This is a genomic window from Chryseobacterium sp. WG14 (assembly GCF_024586945.1).
In the GTDB taxonomy this organism is placed as follows: domain Bacteria; phylum Bacteroidota; class Bacteroidia; order Flavobacteriales; family Weeksellaceae; genus Chryseobacterium.
Window position 1 is genome coordinate 159,965 of record NZ_JALCZD010000012.1, and the last position, 15,699, is coordinate 175,663.

Annotated in this window: 12 protein-coding genes; all 12 read right to left on the reverse strand. The window is 38.3% G+C overall.

All coding sequences use genetic code 11. The features are described 5' to 3' along the window. Positions 1-17: 17 nt before the first annotated feature. Positions 18-293, reverse strand: a complete 276-nt coding sequence (locus tag MP478_RS18485) for a 2TM domain-containing protein (RefSeq protein ID WP_257201277.1) — start codon at positions 291-293, stop codon at positions 18-20. Between the two features lie 22 nt (positions 294-315). Continuing rightward, positions 316-612, reverse strand: coding sequence for a 2TM domain-containing protein (locus tag MP478_RS18490; RefSeq protein WP_257201278.1), 297 nt, complete (start codon positions 610-612; stop codon positions 316-318). Between the two features lie 164 nt (positions 613-776). Next, positions 777-1,277: a hypothetical protein gene (locus MP478_RS18495; RefSeq protein WP_257201279.1), complete on the reverse strand. Its 501-nt coding sequence runs from the start codon at positions 1,275-1,277 to the stop codon at positions 777-779. An 18-nt stretch (positions 1,278-1,295) separates the two neighbouring features. After that, positions 1,296-2,918 carry a hypothetical protein gene (locus MP478_RS18500; RefSeq protein ID WP_257201280.1) on the reverse strand — a complete coding sequence of 541 codons (1,623 nt, stop codon included), beginning with the start codon at positions 2,916-2,918 and terminating at the stop codon, positions 1,296-1,298. 79 nt (positions 2,919-2,997) lie between these two features. Continuing rightward, complete coding sequence (locus tag MP478_RS18505) at positions 2,998-3,567, reverse strand: isoprenylcysteine carboxylmethyltransferase family protein (protein WP_257190094.1); 570 nt, start codon at positions 3,565-3,567, stop codon at positions 2,998-3,000. Positions 3,568-3,613: 46 nt separating this feature from the next. Next, positions 3,614-3,925, reverse strand: a complete 312-nt coding sequence (locus MP478_RS18510; protein WP_257190092.1) for a 2TM domain-containing protein — start codon at positions 3,923-3,925, stop codon at positions 3,614-3,616. Continuing rightward, positions 3,912-5,243, reverse strand: a complete 1,332-nt coding sequence (locus MP478_RS18515) for a 2TM domain-containing protein (RefSeq protein ID WP_257201281.1) — start codon at positions 5,241-5,243, stop codon at positions 3,912-3,914. Before MP478_RS18515 ends, MP478_RS18510 begins: the two co-directional genes overlap by 14 nt. 178 nt (positions 5,244-5,421) lie before the next feature. Then, positions 5,422-6,081, reverse strand: a complete 660-nt coding sequence (locus MP478_RS18520) for a hypothetical protein (protein ID WP_230033200.1) — start codon at positions 6,079-6,081, stop codon at positions 5,422-5,424. A 49-nt stretch (positions 6,082-6,130) separates the two neighbouring features. After that, a complete protein-coding gene (locus MP478_RS18525) occupies positions 6,131-8,368 on the reverse strand; it encodes a TonB-dependent receptor (protein WP_257201282.1) in 2,238 nt (745 codons plus the stop codon). Between the two features lie 210 nt (positions 8,369-8,578). After that, positions 8,579-9,793: a TCR/Tet family MFS transporter gene (locus MP478_RS18530; RefSeq protein WP_257201283.1), complete on the reverse strand. Its 1,215-nt coding sequence runs from the start codon at positions 9,791-9,793 to the stop codon at positions 8,579-8,581. Positions 9,794-9,829: 36 nt separating this feature from the next. Then, a complete protein-coding gene (locus MP478_RS18535) occupies positions 9,830-10,555 on the reverse strand; it encodes a thioesterase II family protein (protein ID WP_257201284.1) in 726 nt (241 codons plus the stop codon). 64 nt (positions 10,556-10,619) lie between these two features. Beyond that, positions 10,620-15,699: non-ribosomal peptide synthetase (locus tag MP478_RS18540; RefSeq protein WP_257201285.1), on the reverse strand; the 5,080-nt coding region annotated here is incomplete at its 5' end.

Below are 15,699 nucleotides of genomic sequence, written 5' to 3' on the forward strand. Positions count from 1 at the left end.
AATAAAAGCAGACAGTTTTAAAAATCTATAGGCTTTTTGTTTTTTCCAAGCTCTTTCTCTATGAGTTCTTTCTCCCATTCAGCATCAAAAACAAATAGCTTTACTGCTTTTACTGTAAGAATTACCGCCCATATCACCAGAAAGATATGTCCGCTGAATAGGTTAATTCCTACAAAATGATCTTTCAAAAAATCATTAAAAAGGATGATTCCTGCAATGATACCAAACCATAAAAGGCTTTTATAGAACTTTCTGATCTTGTTAACTCTTTCGTATGCTGTATTGTAATCCATGATTCTTAAATGTTTTAAATTATTATAGTGTTTTTGTTTTTCCTTTCTCCTCAGCCATTAATTCTCTGATCTTTTTTTCTTCCCAATTTTTTCCGATTCCGAATACACTGATGGCATGAAAAGCTATTCCAATTCCCCAACCCAGCATTGGCCATAAAAACCATAGATACCCGGGAGCCGTTAATAGATTCAGTGCTGCCAAAAAAGGAATGACCACGCAGAACGAACTAAGATTGCCATAGAATTCTTTTAATTCTTTTACTCTTTTTGAAGCTTTTTCGTAAGCTATTGTTTCTTTACCGGATGATAAAATTTCCATAACGTATTGTTTTTAAGGTTAGTAATTTGTTTTTGTTGGGTCAAATGTATGATGAAAAATATCTTTACATCAATTTTATATAACTGAATCGTAGAATTTTACAGCTGAGCTGTAAAATTCTACGATTAATGGAAACCAGTGTCAAATACAATCCCTACCCTTTATTATAAAACCTGCCAGTTTGCACCATTATAGTAGACCACTGCTTTACGGGTTACATCATACACCAATGCTCCTTTAACGGGAAGTTTAATCTGCAGATCAGGATAGGAATATTTTGGAAGAATAAGTGCTTTATTATTTGATTCAAGAATTAAAGAGCCTACGGCACTTGAAGTAGACGCCCCTATGATAACACCTCCTCCTATATCTGTTCCACTTACTGTCACAGGAGTAGAAGCACTCCCCCAGTTTGTCCAGACGGTTCCATTACAGGTTGCAAGCTGGCCTGTCAATGCATTACTGGCGATAGCACCACGGGTACCTCCGTTACAGGCTGGCAGGTTAATAGGATTCATTACGATTGTTCTTATCGTTGTAGTACTTGTTCCAAAGTCTAATATCCCAGACCCGTCAACATTTGTTTTCCCGATAGCTACCTGTGCATTTAGCAACATAAAAAAAGCTCCGGACAAGATTAATATAATTATATTGATTTTTTTCATTGTTATGCTTATTTAAGATTAATTACAATATCGGTTGAAATTACCTCCTAAGGCTCTCCACACCGTTCCATTATACACTTTAGTGGTATTGTCTGATGTATCAAAAACCAGCATCCCTTCAACAGGAGACGGAATTGATGCTACAGCAGTAACTCTTGTTAAAACAACCGGTTTTCCTACGGCATTGATCTGAATATATCCGTTTTTGGAAACAGGCTTCCAATTGGCGGTATTTGTAACATCTATTCCAAATGGAGTATCGGGAACATCTGCCACAGTGGTGTTGTCCCAGAGACCAATGGTAAAATAATTAGCAGAACCTGTATTTTGATTGAGCTGTATTGTTGCTGTTCCTCCAGAAACAGCAATTTCTTTGATAGAAACATTGGTAGTAAAGCCCGGGTTATCTGCTACAATCATATAATAGCGTTGGTTGGCTGTAGGATTTGTAATGGAATTAAACCGATAATAAACACAGCCTATTGCATTTCCTGTTTTCTGTGCTTGCCAGATACGGTTACTTCTCCGCATGCTGGGCATCCCTGTAATAGCTGTTGAATAAGTATTTAAAAGACCTCCATTATCAGAAATCATCAGGAAATTATTATTAACTGAAATGTCCGGGTGGTTAGCAGAAGTATTGGCAGCAGTAAAATTATTATTAGTAGACACCGTAATATAAGAACCTGATGTTGTTGTAGTTCCGGAATTATTTACAGAACTGGAAACCCTCTGTTGAAGGCCCGAAGCATCATCTCTTCCGATCCCAAAAATGTTATAAATAAATGTTCCGGCAGATGTAGCACTGGTATTGCTCCAATAAACGGTTGTTCCATCTCCGGCAATATAATTTTGAGCTGTAGTCTGTGTAAGAGTTGTCCCGTATTTTAAGGCCAGATATGAACTTACCCTATTAACCTCAATATTAGATAAATTCCTGTTATACCACAGTACTTCAGGAATAGCATAGCTGGCAAAAAAAACAGGCCAGTATCCTAAACTAAATGTATAGCTTCCTGCGTCTGATAAATTGCCTGTACTGGTAGCGTTCGCTTCAATTCCATTTACAAATCCGCTTCTGTTTGTGCTGCTTACTCTTCTCCCTGCACCAATATTATTTTGTGCTGTTGCTGCATAAGTGAGTCCTACACTTGCATTTCCAAACTGAACGGAATTTGTTCTGAAACCGGAATTACACCTATTTGATCCACATGTTCCGGTTGTATTATTCGACCAAAAATTTGAAAGCAGATCAAAGTTCGAGCTATTAGAAACTCCAAAATAAGTTATACTTCTATCGGTAGGCGTTGTACCTCCATAAAAGCTGCCTAAAGCAAAAGAGTTGCCTGTGCTATAAGCCGACCCTGTTGAACTTCCCGGTCCTGCCGTAAACTGAATAGCATCATTAAAGTTAAAACCCACATTATTTATTCTTGCTGGGGCAGCAACACTTCCTAAAGTGAATTGTGGAAGATTGGCAAATAATGGTGATGGGGCCTGATTGGTCCAGCTTGATGCAGTCCACCCGGTACTGGCTTTCATCCAGATAATCAATCCGGAATTTATACCACCCGGAGATTGTGCCTGTGTGGGCATTAAGGCACACGCAGACAATAACGAAATAATTTTGTAGAAATTCATTAGTGTATGTTTTTTACAAAACTAATCAAAGAATCATACAATTAATTATTAAATAGATAAAAACTATTGAGTTTAATTATCAATAAATAAAAGGAATCAGTTTCTTTGTTCTTTTTCTGTATTCAATGTATTCTTCTCCGAATTGTTCTACAAGAGCCTGTTCTTCAATTTTTATTCTGTAAGCAAAGGCTAAAAACGGAGGAATAAAAGCAAAAATCAATGAAATCCAGTTGTTTAAATACAATCCTAATCCCAAAGATGTCAGCAGGGAAAAGGCATAAGAAGGATGTCTCAGGTATTGGTAAAATCCTTCTTTTTTGATCTGATGATCCTGTCTTATAGTCACGTCTACGGTAAAGTATTTCCCTAAGGACCTGATGATGATGAACCTGAAAAGTATTCCGGTAATAATAAATAACTCTCCTATATACAGTATCCAGCTTCCTTTAACCACCGGAAGACGGATATAATGGGAAATCATTATGGAAGAAGCTATTGAGAAGGGAATGGCCAGCCACAAAATGTTCAAAGTAGATTTATCTTTATTCTTTTGATCTTCTTTATTGGATTTCAATATGTTTTTATACAAGAACTCACTCAGAAACCAAATACCCATAGAAACATTAAATACGATTTGCAGTGTATCCATTTTGTTTATTTTTTTGGATTAAAACCTATTTATACCCTCCCCATGATCAGTCTTCTTTAGAGTGCTGCTTTTCCATCAGTTCCCTGATCTTTTTATCTTCCCATTTTTTCATAAAGTTAGTTTTGGGTATAAAAACCGTTACAGCATGTGCTAAGAGACCAATTCCCCAAAATATTGCTGTAAAGAAGTTTTTAAACTGAAAATAACTTTCTCCAGGCTTCAGATTGGCATAATTATACACAACAATCATCACATTGACAGCAATATAAGCAAATAGATGACCATAAAAGCCTCTTAATCTGTCTACCTGTTTTTTAGCGAGCTGGTATTGAATATCATTTTCGTCAAATGTTTCCATTATTTCTGTTTTTTTGTTGATTCATAATTTCTCTAATCTTCTTTTCCTGCCAGGATTCTCCGATTCCGAAAACCTGAAATGCGTGGGAAGCCAGGCCAATTCCCCAGCCCAGTGTCGGAAACCAAAACCAGTGGCTGCGGCTTCCTGTAAAGAGATTGATAAAGATTAAAAAGGGAATAATAATGCAATAAGAAATAAGGTTGGTATAAAATCCTTTGATTTCTTTTACTCTTTTCTGTGCTCTTTTGTATGCTTTTATTTCCTCATCAGGTTTTACACTGACAATATTAGGCTTAGCGGAAAGCATCGGAAGTTTTACTTTAAAATAATCATCTGATTTTTCAATAAAAACATTCTTTCTGGTAAGGAGAGCATACCGCTGTACAATATTGGAAAGTCCTATCCCCGAGCTTTCTTTGATCTGCTCCCTGAACTGAAGGTTATTTTCAATGCAGAGAATTCCCCCATCCGAAAATATTCTGATGACCAGAGGTTTTGAGGAAGTAGCAAAATTATGTTTGATACAGTTTTCCAATAATAGCTGGAGCGACAGTGGAACTACATATTTCTGATAGTCTTCCTGGGCAACATCGAAGACAAAATCTACGCTGTCTTCAAATCTTGTTTTTAAAAGATTACAATAGGTTTTTGCAAATTCTATTTCGTCTTCTACCGTCACCAGCTCTTTATCTTTCTGCTCAAGTACATAGCGGTAAATCTTTGACATTGAGGCGGTAAACTTCTGTGCCTGCTGTGGATTCTCATCAATCAGAGCACTGAGGACATTTAATGAATTAAAAAGAAAGTGAGGGTCCAGCTGGTTTTTTAAACTCTCAAACTGTGCATTGGCAGACTTTGCAATAAGCTTCTGCTCCACCACTTCTTTCCGGGAAGTTTTCTTCAGCTCCTCCATAAATCCTTTTGCATGGAGAAAGGCCGAAATAAGCAGTGCTACATTGATGGTAAACCAATTGATAAAATTATATTTCTCCGAAAAAAAAACTTCTGTAGTCACCGCTTTTTGGATCAGCACAAAATTGACATAATTACAAAAATAAACCAGCACAAAATTCAGGATAAGAATAGAGGCAATACTTAAAACTGCTCTTTTCGTGGTGGCTTCTGCCCAGGGAACTTTTTTATTCAGAAAGCTGTTAAGTATTCCGTTTCCTCCTCCCAATACGAAAGAATACAGCATAGAAATAAGGATCGTATACAGGAAATTCTCCATGGTCTTTTCTGATGTAAAGGCAAAAAAGAAAAACATAGATACGGCCAGAGAGACCCAAAACAGTGTTATAAAATTATTACGCTTCATGATCGTTTTCTTAGCTCAAAATTAGTTTTTATTAAAGGTATCAAAAATTATTTCTTACCGAAAGGCCTGTTTTTCATCCTGAATGGTATCAAAAAACCTTCATGGGATGAAGGTTTTTTGAATGGTTAGTTTTTGAGACTTAAAGTACAGCTATTTTCAGCTCTCTTCCCGTTGCTTTTTATTTAGCTTTCTCAACGGGAAGACTGATAAAATATTCAGCTTCGGATCTTCCCCAATTAGGATCCAGTGCAGTCCTAGGCTTATAATTATTAAATTTAGCCAATGCTTCTTTGAACATTTCCAGTCCTTTTGTTTTACTTCCTCCATACTGTTCTGGTGTAAAATAAATGTCTTCGGCTTTGATCAATGCAACTCTGGGGTTAGCGGCATCCAGTTTTTCAGCAATATTAAGCTCTTCTGAAGCTCTTGCTCCATCTGTCATAAAACGTTGCGCAGGATTGACCATCATTCTCAGGGAAAAAGCCATTTTCTTCAGCAGATGAATTTCAGCATTATCAGCTCCGGCAAGACTCTGCGCCAGGCCCAGATATTTTTCTGCCTGCGATGCCACTCCATCAAGCTCCTGCATATTTCCGTTTCTCATCATCACTCTTCCTTTTTGAATCTGGGAAAAAGCGGCATAATAGGGAGGCAGCCACTGTGAGCTTTCTTTACTTCCTATTCTCTCAAAATCGTTGGCCAGGACCTGAAAATCCTCAGGTGTTTTACAGGTTTCTATTCTGCCAATTTTTTCAGTCATTATTTTTTCGTAATCTGTCTGAGCAAAAGCGGTTAAACTCATACAAGCTAAAGCAAAGCTTAAAAAGTATTTTTTCATTATATTATTTTTTTAAAGGTTAGTTATATTGTTGGTCTAAGGTATACTTTTATAGGTTATTATTGATAGCATCTTCTGTTTTATCTACTCCAAAGCTGATAAATGCTCCCACAAATACAAAAGTATTAACAGGGGGAACCACCGCTGAACTTCGTGAGCCATCCATGGAAAAATTGTACCCATATACATTTTTCGATCCTAAAACATTGGAAACACTTAATACCAGTACAGTAAATGCTTTTCCATCTTTTTTTCCAAGATTCGGAAGGTAGTTGATGCTGAAATTAAGGGCATTATAATCCTTCAGTCTTCCTTCATTTCTGGTATAATTAATGGCTTTTCCGTTATCAAACGTAGAAGCAATATCGTAGTAGGGACGGCCTTTGGCGTAGGTATAAGAGAGGTTCACTCCCATTTTCCATTCCGGAATAAACCTTTTAACAACAGCTGAAAGGGTGTGTTCCGCGGCAAAATTAGGTTTTAAACTTACCGGATAATTAAGAAAATCTCTTTTTGAATCCAGAAAAGAGTAGGTAATCCAGTAATCAATATTTTTGAATGTCTTTTTGTTGTCTCTCCAAAATAGTTCTAATCCTTTTGCATATCCGTAACCGTCATTATTTAAAGCCGTCTGATTCTGCTGATTTCCCTGGGTTATATTAAATGTTTTAATCAGCTGATCATACTTTTTATAAAAAGCTTCAAGACGCAGGCTTCTTCCTTCTGAACTTCTCTGAACCTGGAAAACAAAATGCTGTGACTTCTGAAAGCCTAATTCTGCCGGGCCATTGATATATTTGCTTTCGGGATTCTGATAAAAAAGGCCGTAAGCCAAAGAGGTTGTCCAGTCTCTTGCAAGGCGGTAAGCCAATGCAAAACGGGGCGCAATATTACTTTTTCCCAGGAAAGAAGAATGCTCAGCCCTCACTCCTATTTTTGCAGACAATGCATTGCTGAATCCAAGGTCTGTTTCTACAAAAGCTGAAGAAATCAGGTCTTTATAATTCTTCTGTACACTTTCAAAATTGAGTTTTTCATCTGCATTATTGAGTTCAAACCCTCCTCTTACTGCGCTGATTTTATTAATTTTTCTTTCGAGGACCGCTTTAAAATTGATATAGTTTCCATCTGTCAACAGCTGTGTTCTATCTGATTCATTTTCATGGGTTTCTGTAGAAAAATTAAGGTTCGATTCGTTATAGGAATAGGATCCTCCTACATTTAACAGATATTTCCCGAATTTCTGCCTGAAGGACAGGTTATGATAGGTATTCTTTCCTTTGAGTCTTACCAGCCCAAAATCGTATTCCGGCTCGAGACTTTCTGACCTCACCCCCATTGTATTGGAATTGTACATTCCGTAATACTTAAAAAAGCCTCCTGATTTTGTTTTAACTCTAAAATTTAAGTCACCGTTAAGTCCATGGGGAGCATCAATAAAATCTGTATTAAAATTAAGGGCTTTCTGCATCAGGCTTAAAATTGAATAGCCTACAGAGGCGCCAAAAGAGTAGTCTTTATTGGTTCCCAATTTTTGAAATCCGGCGCTCAAAAAAATAGGAGAAATCCCAATATCATAAGAGCTTTGATCGGGAAGGTCAACACTTTCCAGCATCAGCACTCCGGAAAGAGCCTGCCCGTAAAGAGCAGAGTATCCGCCACTTGAAAATATATTTCCTTTAAAAAGAGAAGTATTAAACTGGTCTCTTCCTGCAATTCCGGGGATAGAATTAGAGAAATAATTATTGATCAGACTTCCATCCATAAAAATCCTGGATTCTGTTCCTGTTCCTCCCCTGATAAAAAGGCCTCCGGATTCACCTACTTTCTGAACGCCCGGAAGATAGTTTAGTGCTGAAGATATCTGCCCATCTGCTCCTGCTGTGGTATAAATGTCAATAGGAGTAAGCAATGCTGTGGCTCTTTTCTTGTCACTTGCTTCTATAGATCCTGCAGAAACAACTACCGCATCAATTTCACTGATCTGCTCCTTCAGATCTGCATTTACAGCAACATCCTGGTTTTCAATAACAATTGATTTTTCAACGGTTTCGTATTTTGGATGTGTGAAGGTGAGGATATGGCTTCCTTTTTCGGATGTTTCAAAATAAAAATTTCCCTGCCCATCTGTTGTAGCTCCATCATAAGTATCTTTGAGTGTAACGTTTACCTCATTTATTCCCTTATTTTTAAAAGCTACCCTCCCTGAAACTTTTACCTGGGAATATGCCATTATAAAAGCTAAAAAGAAAAATAGGAATAGTAATTTTTGTCCTTGTATTTTCATGGTTATAATTTCTGGATCAAAAATATCACAAGAAATGCCTTTTTGTAAAAAAATTTTTACTGAAAGGCATTGTTTGCTTACTGAATGGAAAATTAATGAATAGGGATACAGAAATCTACAACCATTTTTCCTTCGGGATGTTCTTTAAAACTGAAAGGATAGATTCTAAAAAGATAAATCTGAAGCTGTCATGATATTACTGAAATTATCCTAAGATTTTTCATTTTTTATTGCAGCATATACACAGAAACTCCCAATTGAGGACAAAACAGAAGCTAAGACAAAAGGAGCTCCACTGAAGATCACAGGACTATGGCTAGATGTAAAATAGGCGAATACATTGGTCATTAACAAAGGTCCAAAAACAGCAGTAATACTGCCAATACTCGACAACCCTCCCTGAAGGAGCCCTTGCTTGTTGTCGGGAACCTTTGAAGAAATCACACTTTGGAGTATGGGGGTAGCCATCCCTCCTAATGCATAAGGAACCATGACGGCAAAAGCCATCCAAGATTTATTTACTAAACCAAATAATAACAGACTGACACAGTAAATAAACAAGCAAATTATGATCGATTTCTTCTGCCCCAGCTTATTGATAAATAATCCAATAAACAATCCCTGGGATATCACCATTAAAACGCCAAAAAACCCTAATGAATATCCTATCATATCCGCCTTCCAGTTAAATTTTTCCATCCCATACACATTCCAGGTGCTCTGCATAGCATGACCAGCCAAAGCGATGAATACAAATGCAATAATCAATGTTGGGGCCAGTATCTCTTTTTTAATACTTTTAATAGCTCCTATGGGATTGGCAGTTTTCCAGGAAAAAGGCCTTCTGTTGCTTTCTTTAAGAGATTCGGGGAGAACAAAAACACCATACATAAAATTAAGAAGGCTCAGCCCGGCGGCGGCATAGAAAGGGATTCGTTCACCATATTGCCCCAGCAGTCCTCCAATCACAGGTCCTATGATTAAACCAAGTCCGGCAACAGCACTTATCATTCCGAAATTCTGACTTTTCTTTTCAGGAGTACTGATATCTGAAATATATGCGGTAGCGGTAGTCATACTGGATCCCATAATTCCTGTTATTATCCGTCCTACAAATAACCACATCAGGTTTGGTGCAAATGCAAGAATCAGATAATCTATTCCGAGTCCCAATAGAGACCATAAAAGTACAGGTCTCCGTCCGAAACGGTCACTGAGATTCCCAAGGATTGGGGCAAATATAAACTGCATTAAAGCATATATGGATATAAACCACCCTATATATTGTGTTGTAATACTTAAATCTCCGTTTGAGAGCTTTAAAATAAGGGTAGGCAGCACGGGAGCAACGATCCCTATTCCAATGATATCAATCAGGATGGTAATAAAAATAAAAACTAATGCGTAATCTTTTTTTGTTTGCATAAGCAGAGGTTATTTTTTAAGGTAAGTATGAATATTTTACGATTTCGCCATCGCTGCATTCATTAGATTTTTAATGACTTGTGCCAGGTAATTGAAGTTTTGATTGATAAAGAAATGGTTCCCATTTACGATCTGGCATTCACATTCTGCTTCAGTATAATGGTTCCAGTTTCTTATATTCAATGCATATCGTTCATTTTTTCCCATCACCGCAAAAACAGGAGTCTTTATTTTTTCATCAAACGGAATATTTTCCTTGTCTTCCAGCAGTCCGAAGTCTGCTCTGAGTACGGGCTCAAAAAAATCCAGCAATTCTTCAAATTCCATGACTTCATCCGAAAGTCCACCCAATTTTCGTACTTCGGCAAAAAATTCTGTTCTTGGCAGTCCGGCAATAGGCGGGTTATTTTTTATTTTGGGTCCGGGATATCCTGTGGGGACAAAATAAGCGGGAGCATCCATAGATTCTTCCATTGCAAGGCAAATTTCATGTCCTAAAATAGCTCCCATACTATGTCCGTATATGAGATATGGAACTTCTTTTTTCCGTGCTTTTTTTACCTGACCCAACAGATCTGCTACAGCGTCCTGTTTATTTTTTAAAAAGGATTCTGCCATACGATCTCCTCTACCCGGAAGCTCAGGGGTTTCTACCTCAAAAAAGGGTTCTAGGCCTTCAATTAGCGGGCGAAAAGAATTTTTGTCTCCGCCTGCGTAATGCAGTAAAAATACTTGTGGTTTATATGATGTTGTTCTGTTCATAGGTTTTCTTTAGTGTGTGTAGTTGATAAACATGGGAGACTTTTTACCATCTCCCATGTTTTTTTTAATTACTGGCAGCTGTTTTAAGGATAAGGTCAATAATCTGCTCTTTCTGCTCCAGCATCGTTTGATGGGATGCATTAATAGGATAAACAGATAATAAATCACGGTTTTCAATGACTGAATCTACATTGTTATAGGCTGATCCCTGTACATGGCTGTTAAATGACTCATTAAAGGTTTCTCCCTCAAGCATTGCCTTGAATAAAACCACTTTTGTTGAATTCAGATTGTTTGAAATATTTTCTTTAATAATCGTATACTCTGCCGACATAAAGTTTTTAGTGCCCGCAAACTGATGGTCATCAATAGAAACATTCAGCTTGTCACTCAGCTCTTCATCTGTAGGGAACGAAAGGTATTCCACCAGCTTCTGATCAGAGGCGTAAAAAATAGTATCCAGCAAATAGACTGTAATTTTCTGATGTCCTCTGTTCTCAAGCTCTGCAGCAATTTCCAGAGCAATATTTCCTCCCAGAGACCATCCTAACAGGATATATTCTTCCTGCTGATGATCCTTCTGTATGTCATCAATATGAGCCAGATAATAATGAGCCAGCCCTTTCAGGTTACTGATCTTCTCTTCATTGTATAGGTTGTAGGAATCTACTCCGTAACAGTCATATTCTGCTTTCAATTGTTCTGCCAATGACTGATAGACTTCACAACCTCCATTTCCAGGATGTATAAGGAACATTTTCGGATTGTTGCTCTCCTGATTAAAAGCAACGATTGGCTTATACTCTTTTCCATAGCTCATCACCGTTCTGGAAAGTTTACTTACCGTTTTCTCTTTAAACAATTCTACAATTTTAAGCTGAACATCCAGCTGCTGATGTATCCTGTTGATCAGTTTAATAGCCATGATACTGTTTCCTCCCAATTTGAAGAAGTCATCATGAATACTAATTGCTTCCGGATCCAGATTCAATACTTCTCCATAAATACCGGCAAGTTTTCGTTGCAGGTCATTTTCAGGAGCAGCATATTCTGAGATTCCAATAAACTCAGGCTCAGGAAGGCGTTTTCTGTCTATTTTTCCGTTGATGGTCAAAGGAAGGCGCTCCAGATGGATATACACATTCGGAATCATATAATCCGGAAGTGTTTCTGATAAGAATTCAGAGATCATATGCGGATCTATAACCGGATCAGAAACATAGTATCCGGCAAGATATTTCATTCCTCCTCTGTTTTCTTTGGCCATAACGACTGCCTGCTTCACTCCGGGATACTGGAGCAGCCTGTTTTCAATTTCTCCAAGTTCAATTCTATAGCCACGGATCTTCACCTGGAAGTCATTTCTTCCCATATATTCCAGTTCTCCATTAGATAACCAACGCACTAAATCACCGGTTTTATATAGTCGTCCGTTCTCTCCTTTTTCTTTTTGTTCTAATGTCTGGAATGGATTGTCCAGGAAGCGTTCTTCGGTCAGCTCAGGTTGGTTTAAGTACCCTCTGGCAACACCCGTTCCCCCTATATAAAGCTCTCCTACTGCCCCTACAGGAACAGGACGGAAATGGGCATCCAATACATAAACCGTCATGTTGTTGATAGGGTCCCCGATATTTAATGGGTTACGATCTTCTTTATAATAATGAAGTGTTGTACAGACTGTTCCTTCGGTTGGCCCATATTCATTAACGAGGATAATATCATCAATATTTTTATCTAAGGCGGGGAAGCTTTCCCCTCCTGCAAAAATCAATTTCAAATGGGTTCCGTTATCTATAACCTCCCTCAATAAAGCCGGTGGTATAAAGGAAACTTCTATATTATTTTCTTTGATGTAGTCATTAAGTTCGTTCACTGATGTTCTAAGATCATTGCTGTAAATCCACAAGGTATTCCCGTTACATAATGCCGGAAATGCTTCATAGACAAAGGCATCGAATACATAGTTCGAAAAACATCCTACTTCCTGATATTCTTCAAGTCGGTGAACTTTTATCATTGATTCTATAAGGTTGATCACTCCTGAATGCTCAATCATTACCCCTTTAGGAAGTCCTGTTGTTCCACTGGTATAAATCACATAAGCCAGGTTGTCTGAGCTTACTTTGGCAGCAGGATTATCAGCATTTGACTGATCAAGCTTTTCTATAACCTTTTCGCTGTCCAGTACCATTAAATCTGTTTTTCCTAAAGAGGATTCTATTAATTTATTGACTGTACTTTTTTGGGTAAGAATAACTTTGCTTCCCGTATCCTTTACAATATGATTAACTCTATCTGCCGGATATGATGGATCCATAGGAACATAAGCCGCTCCGGCTTTCATTACAGCAAGACCTGCTATAATTATATCTTCAGAACGCTCAAGACATAGAGGTACCAGATCATCCGGCTGAAGATGATATTCATTGATAAGATGATTGGCCAAACGATTGGCTCTTTCATTCAGTTCACGATAGGATAATCTTACATTTTGATATACTAAAGCTGTAGTATCCGGAGTCATTTCAACCTGGTTTTCAAAAAGCTGATGAATCGTAAACTTATCCTGATATGCTTTCTGGGTATTATTCCAAACTTCTACAATCTGTTTGCTTTCCTTCTCCGCGATCAGAGAAAGTTCATCAATTTTTGTATTCCCTGTTCCTGATTTTACCATCTGGGTCAGAAGGAATTGATAAGAATCGGCCATACGGACAATCGTTTCTTTTCTAAACAGAGAGGTTGCATAGTTGAAAGTCATCTGTATCGCTTCCGGACCATCATTCACCATTGTCGTCAGATCAAACTTCGCCGCCTGGTAGTCGACTTCACCATCAAAAGAATAGAATAAAGCTTCTTCTTCCTTCACTGCTGAATCTCCACCTCCAAAATTCTGCAGCCCAAACATTACCTGGAAGACAGGGTGTCTGGAGGTATCCTGCTCTACTCCAAGTTCCTCTACCAGCTTCTCGAATGGGAGATCCTGGTGAGATTGTGCTTCTGTTATCGAGCCTGCTACCTGAAGAATAAAGTCTTTCACTTTTTGCTCTGAATCAATTTTCTCTCTTAGCGCCAATGTATTGACAAAAAATCCGATAACACCCTCAAGACCAGCATAATGACGATTGGCAATAGGGCTTCCCACGACTATATCTTCCTGACCGGAATAGGCTGAAAGCATCAGATAATACCCACTCAACATGACACTGTATACACTTACTCCAAGGTTTCTGGAGAGATCTCTGATCCCTTCGGATATTTCTCCTGATATATCAACATTAATCGTTTCTCCTTCATAAGAGATGTCTGCAGGTCTATGGAAATCCGTTGGCAAATCCAGACTTTGATAATCATCGAATTTAACCTTCCAATACTCAATCTGGCTATCCAGACGTTTACCTGAAAGATAATTACGCTGCCATAAAGCAAAATCTTTGTACTGAATCTTCAATTCAGGAAGTGTAGAAGCTATTCCTAATGATAATGTATGATAGAGACTGCTCAATTCTTTTAAAAAGACCTCTGTAGACCATCCGTCAAAAGCAATATGATGAATAACCACAGATAGATAATGCTGCCCTTTGAATCTGAAGATATTGATCTCTACAGGAATTTCTGAATCCAGACGGAAGACTTTATTGGCACATTTATTTATGTGCTGATCCAGTTCTTCTCTCGTCTCTACTTCTGTTATTTTAAATTCAGGAATAAGATCTGTAACTACCTGATAGCCCATTCCATCTACATTCGTTTTGATCAATGTGCGGAGCACTTCATGACGCATTACTACCGCTTCAAGAGCTTTACACAGAACAGAAACATTCGTTTTCTGATTCAGAATAACAGTCATTGGGATATTGTATGCACTGCTTCCTCCTTCATACGCTTCTATAAACCAAAGTCTTTCCTGAGCAAAAGATAAACGCTGCTCTTCAGGTGATGATATTACTATCGGGGTTATGGTTACCTGTTCATCCACATGATCATCTCCACTTAACACATTGGCGAGGGAAGCTATCGTCTTATGAGTAAGTACCTTAGCTACTTTCACCTGTATACCAAGCTCCTGCTTGATCTTATTGGCTAACTTAATCGCCATGATGCTGTTTCCTCCCAATCGGAAGAAATCATCGTGGACACTGATGTTTTCAGCGGCAAGCCCCAACACTTCACCGTAGATTCGGGATAATGTTCTCTGTAACTCATTTTCTACGGCTACATATTCTCTGTCTCCGCTGAATTCCGGTTCAGGAAGCTGTTTTCTGTCGAGTTTACCGTTGATCGTTAATGGTAAAGAGGTTAAATGAACAAAAACATTCGGTACCATATATTCCGGTAAAGATTCTGACAGGTATTCCGTAAGAATTTCATTATCAATATCTTCTTCTGATACATAATATCCGGCAAGGTATTTCATCCCTGCACTGTTCTCTTTGGCTAAGACTACCGACTGTCTTACTTCAGGATATTGAGACAAACGGTTTTCGATCTCTCCCAATTCTATTCTGTAACCCCGGATCTTTACCTGGAAGTCATTTCTGCCAATGTATTCTATATTGCCATCCGGAAGCCAGCGTACTAAATCTCCTGTACTGTACAGCCTTCCATTTTCTCCCTTCCCTTTCTGTTCTTCCGTTTGGAATGGATTGACAATGAAACGTTCTTCGGTCAGATCAGCACGGTTTAAATAGCCTCTTGCTATTCCGACTCCGCCAAGGTAAAGCTCGCCTACGGCTCCCACAGGAACTAATCGAAGATTTCCATCCAGCACATAAGCGGAACTGTTTCCCACAGGACGGCCAATCAGATGAACATCGCCATGGCCTACCTGTTTGTAAGTGGCATAGATCGTTGCTTCGGTTGGTCCGTAAAGGTTATACAACACTTTCTCTTCTGACCAGTATTTTCCGGTTTCATAATCACACGGTTCTCCTGCGTATAATAACCCTTTTAATGAAGGATAATCCACGCGGTGTAGAACCGACAGCATGACTGGTGGTAAATAGGTGTAAGCAATATCATTAGAGATTAGGTATCTGCTGATGGCATCGGCATCTTTCTTCGTTTCTTCATCCAGCAGGTGAAGTTCGTTGCCATACAGTAAACTGTTGAAAAACTCGGATACGGATACGTCAAAAACGTAT

What these genes read in the sequence shown, in the direction of transcription:
- MP478_RS18485 (WP_257201277.1), bottom strand. Translation starts at nt 293, where the DNA reads ATGGATTACAATACAGCATACGAAAGAGTTAACAAGATCAGAAAGTTC.
- MP478_RS18490 (WP_257201278.1), bottom strand. Translation starts at nt 612, where the DNA reads ATGGAAATTTTATCATCCGGTAAAGAAACAATAGCTTACGAAAAAGCT.
- MP478_RS18495 (WP_257201279.1), bottom strand. Translation starts at nt 1,277, where the DNA reads ATGAAAAAAATCAATATAATTATATTAATCTTGTCCGGAGCTTTTTTT.
- MP478_RS18500 (WP_257201280.1), bottom strand. Translation starts at nt 2,918, where the DNA reads ATGAATTTCTACAAAATTATTTCGTTATTGTCTGCGTGTGCCTTAATG.
- MP478_RS18505 (WP_257190094.1), bottom strand. Translation starts at nt 3,567, where the DNA reads ATGGATACACTGCAAATCGTATTTAATGTTTCTATGGGTATTTGGTTT.
- MP478_RS18510 (WP_257190092.1), bottom strand. Translation starts at nt 3,925, where the DNA reads ATGGAAACATTTGACGAAAATGATATTCAATACCAGCTCGCTAAAAAA.
- MP478_RS18515 (WP_257201281.1), bottom strand. Translation starts at nt 5,243, where the DNA reads ATGAAGCGTAATAATTTTATAACACTGTTTTGGGTCTCTCTGGCCGTA.
- MP478_RS18520 (WP_230033200.1), bottom strand. Translation starts at nt 6,081, where the DNA reads ATGAAAAAATACTTTTTAAGCTTTGCTTTAGCTTGTATGAGTTTAACC.
- MP478_RS18525 (WP_257201282.1), bottom strand. Translation starts at nt 8,368, where the DNA reads ATGAAAATACAAGGACAAAAATTACTATTCCTATTTTTCTTTTTAGCT.
- MP478_RS18530 (WP_257201283.1), bottom strand. Translation starts at nt 9,793, where the DNA reads ATGCAAACAAAAAAAGATTACGCATTAGTTTTTATTTTTATTACCATC.
- MP478_RS18535 (WP_257201284.1), bottom strand. Translation starts at nt 10,555, where the DNA reads ATGAACAGAACAACATCATATAAACCACAAGTATTTTTACTGCATTAC.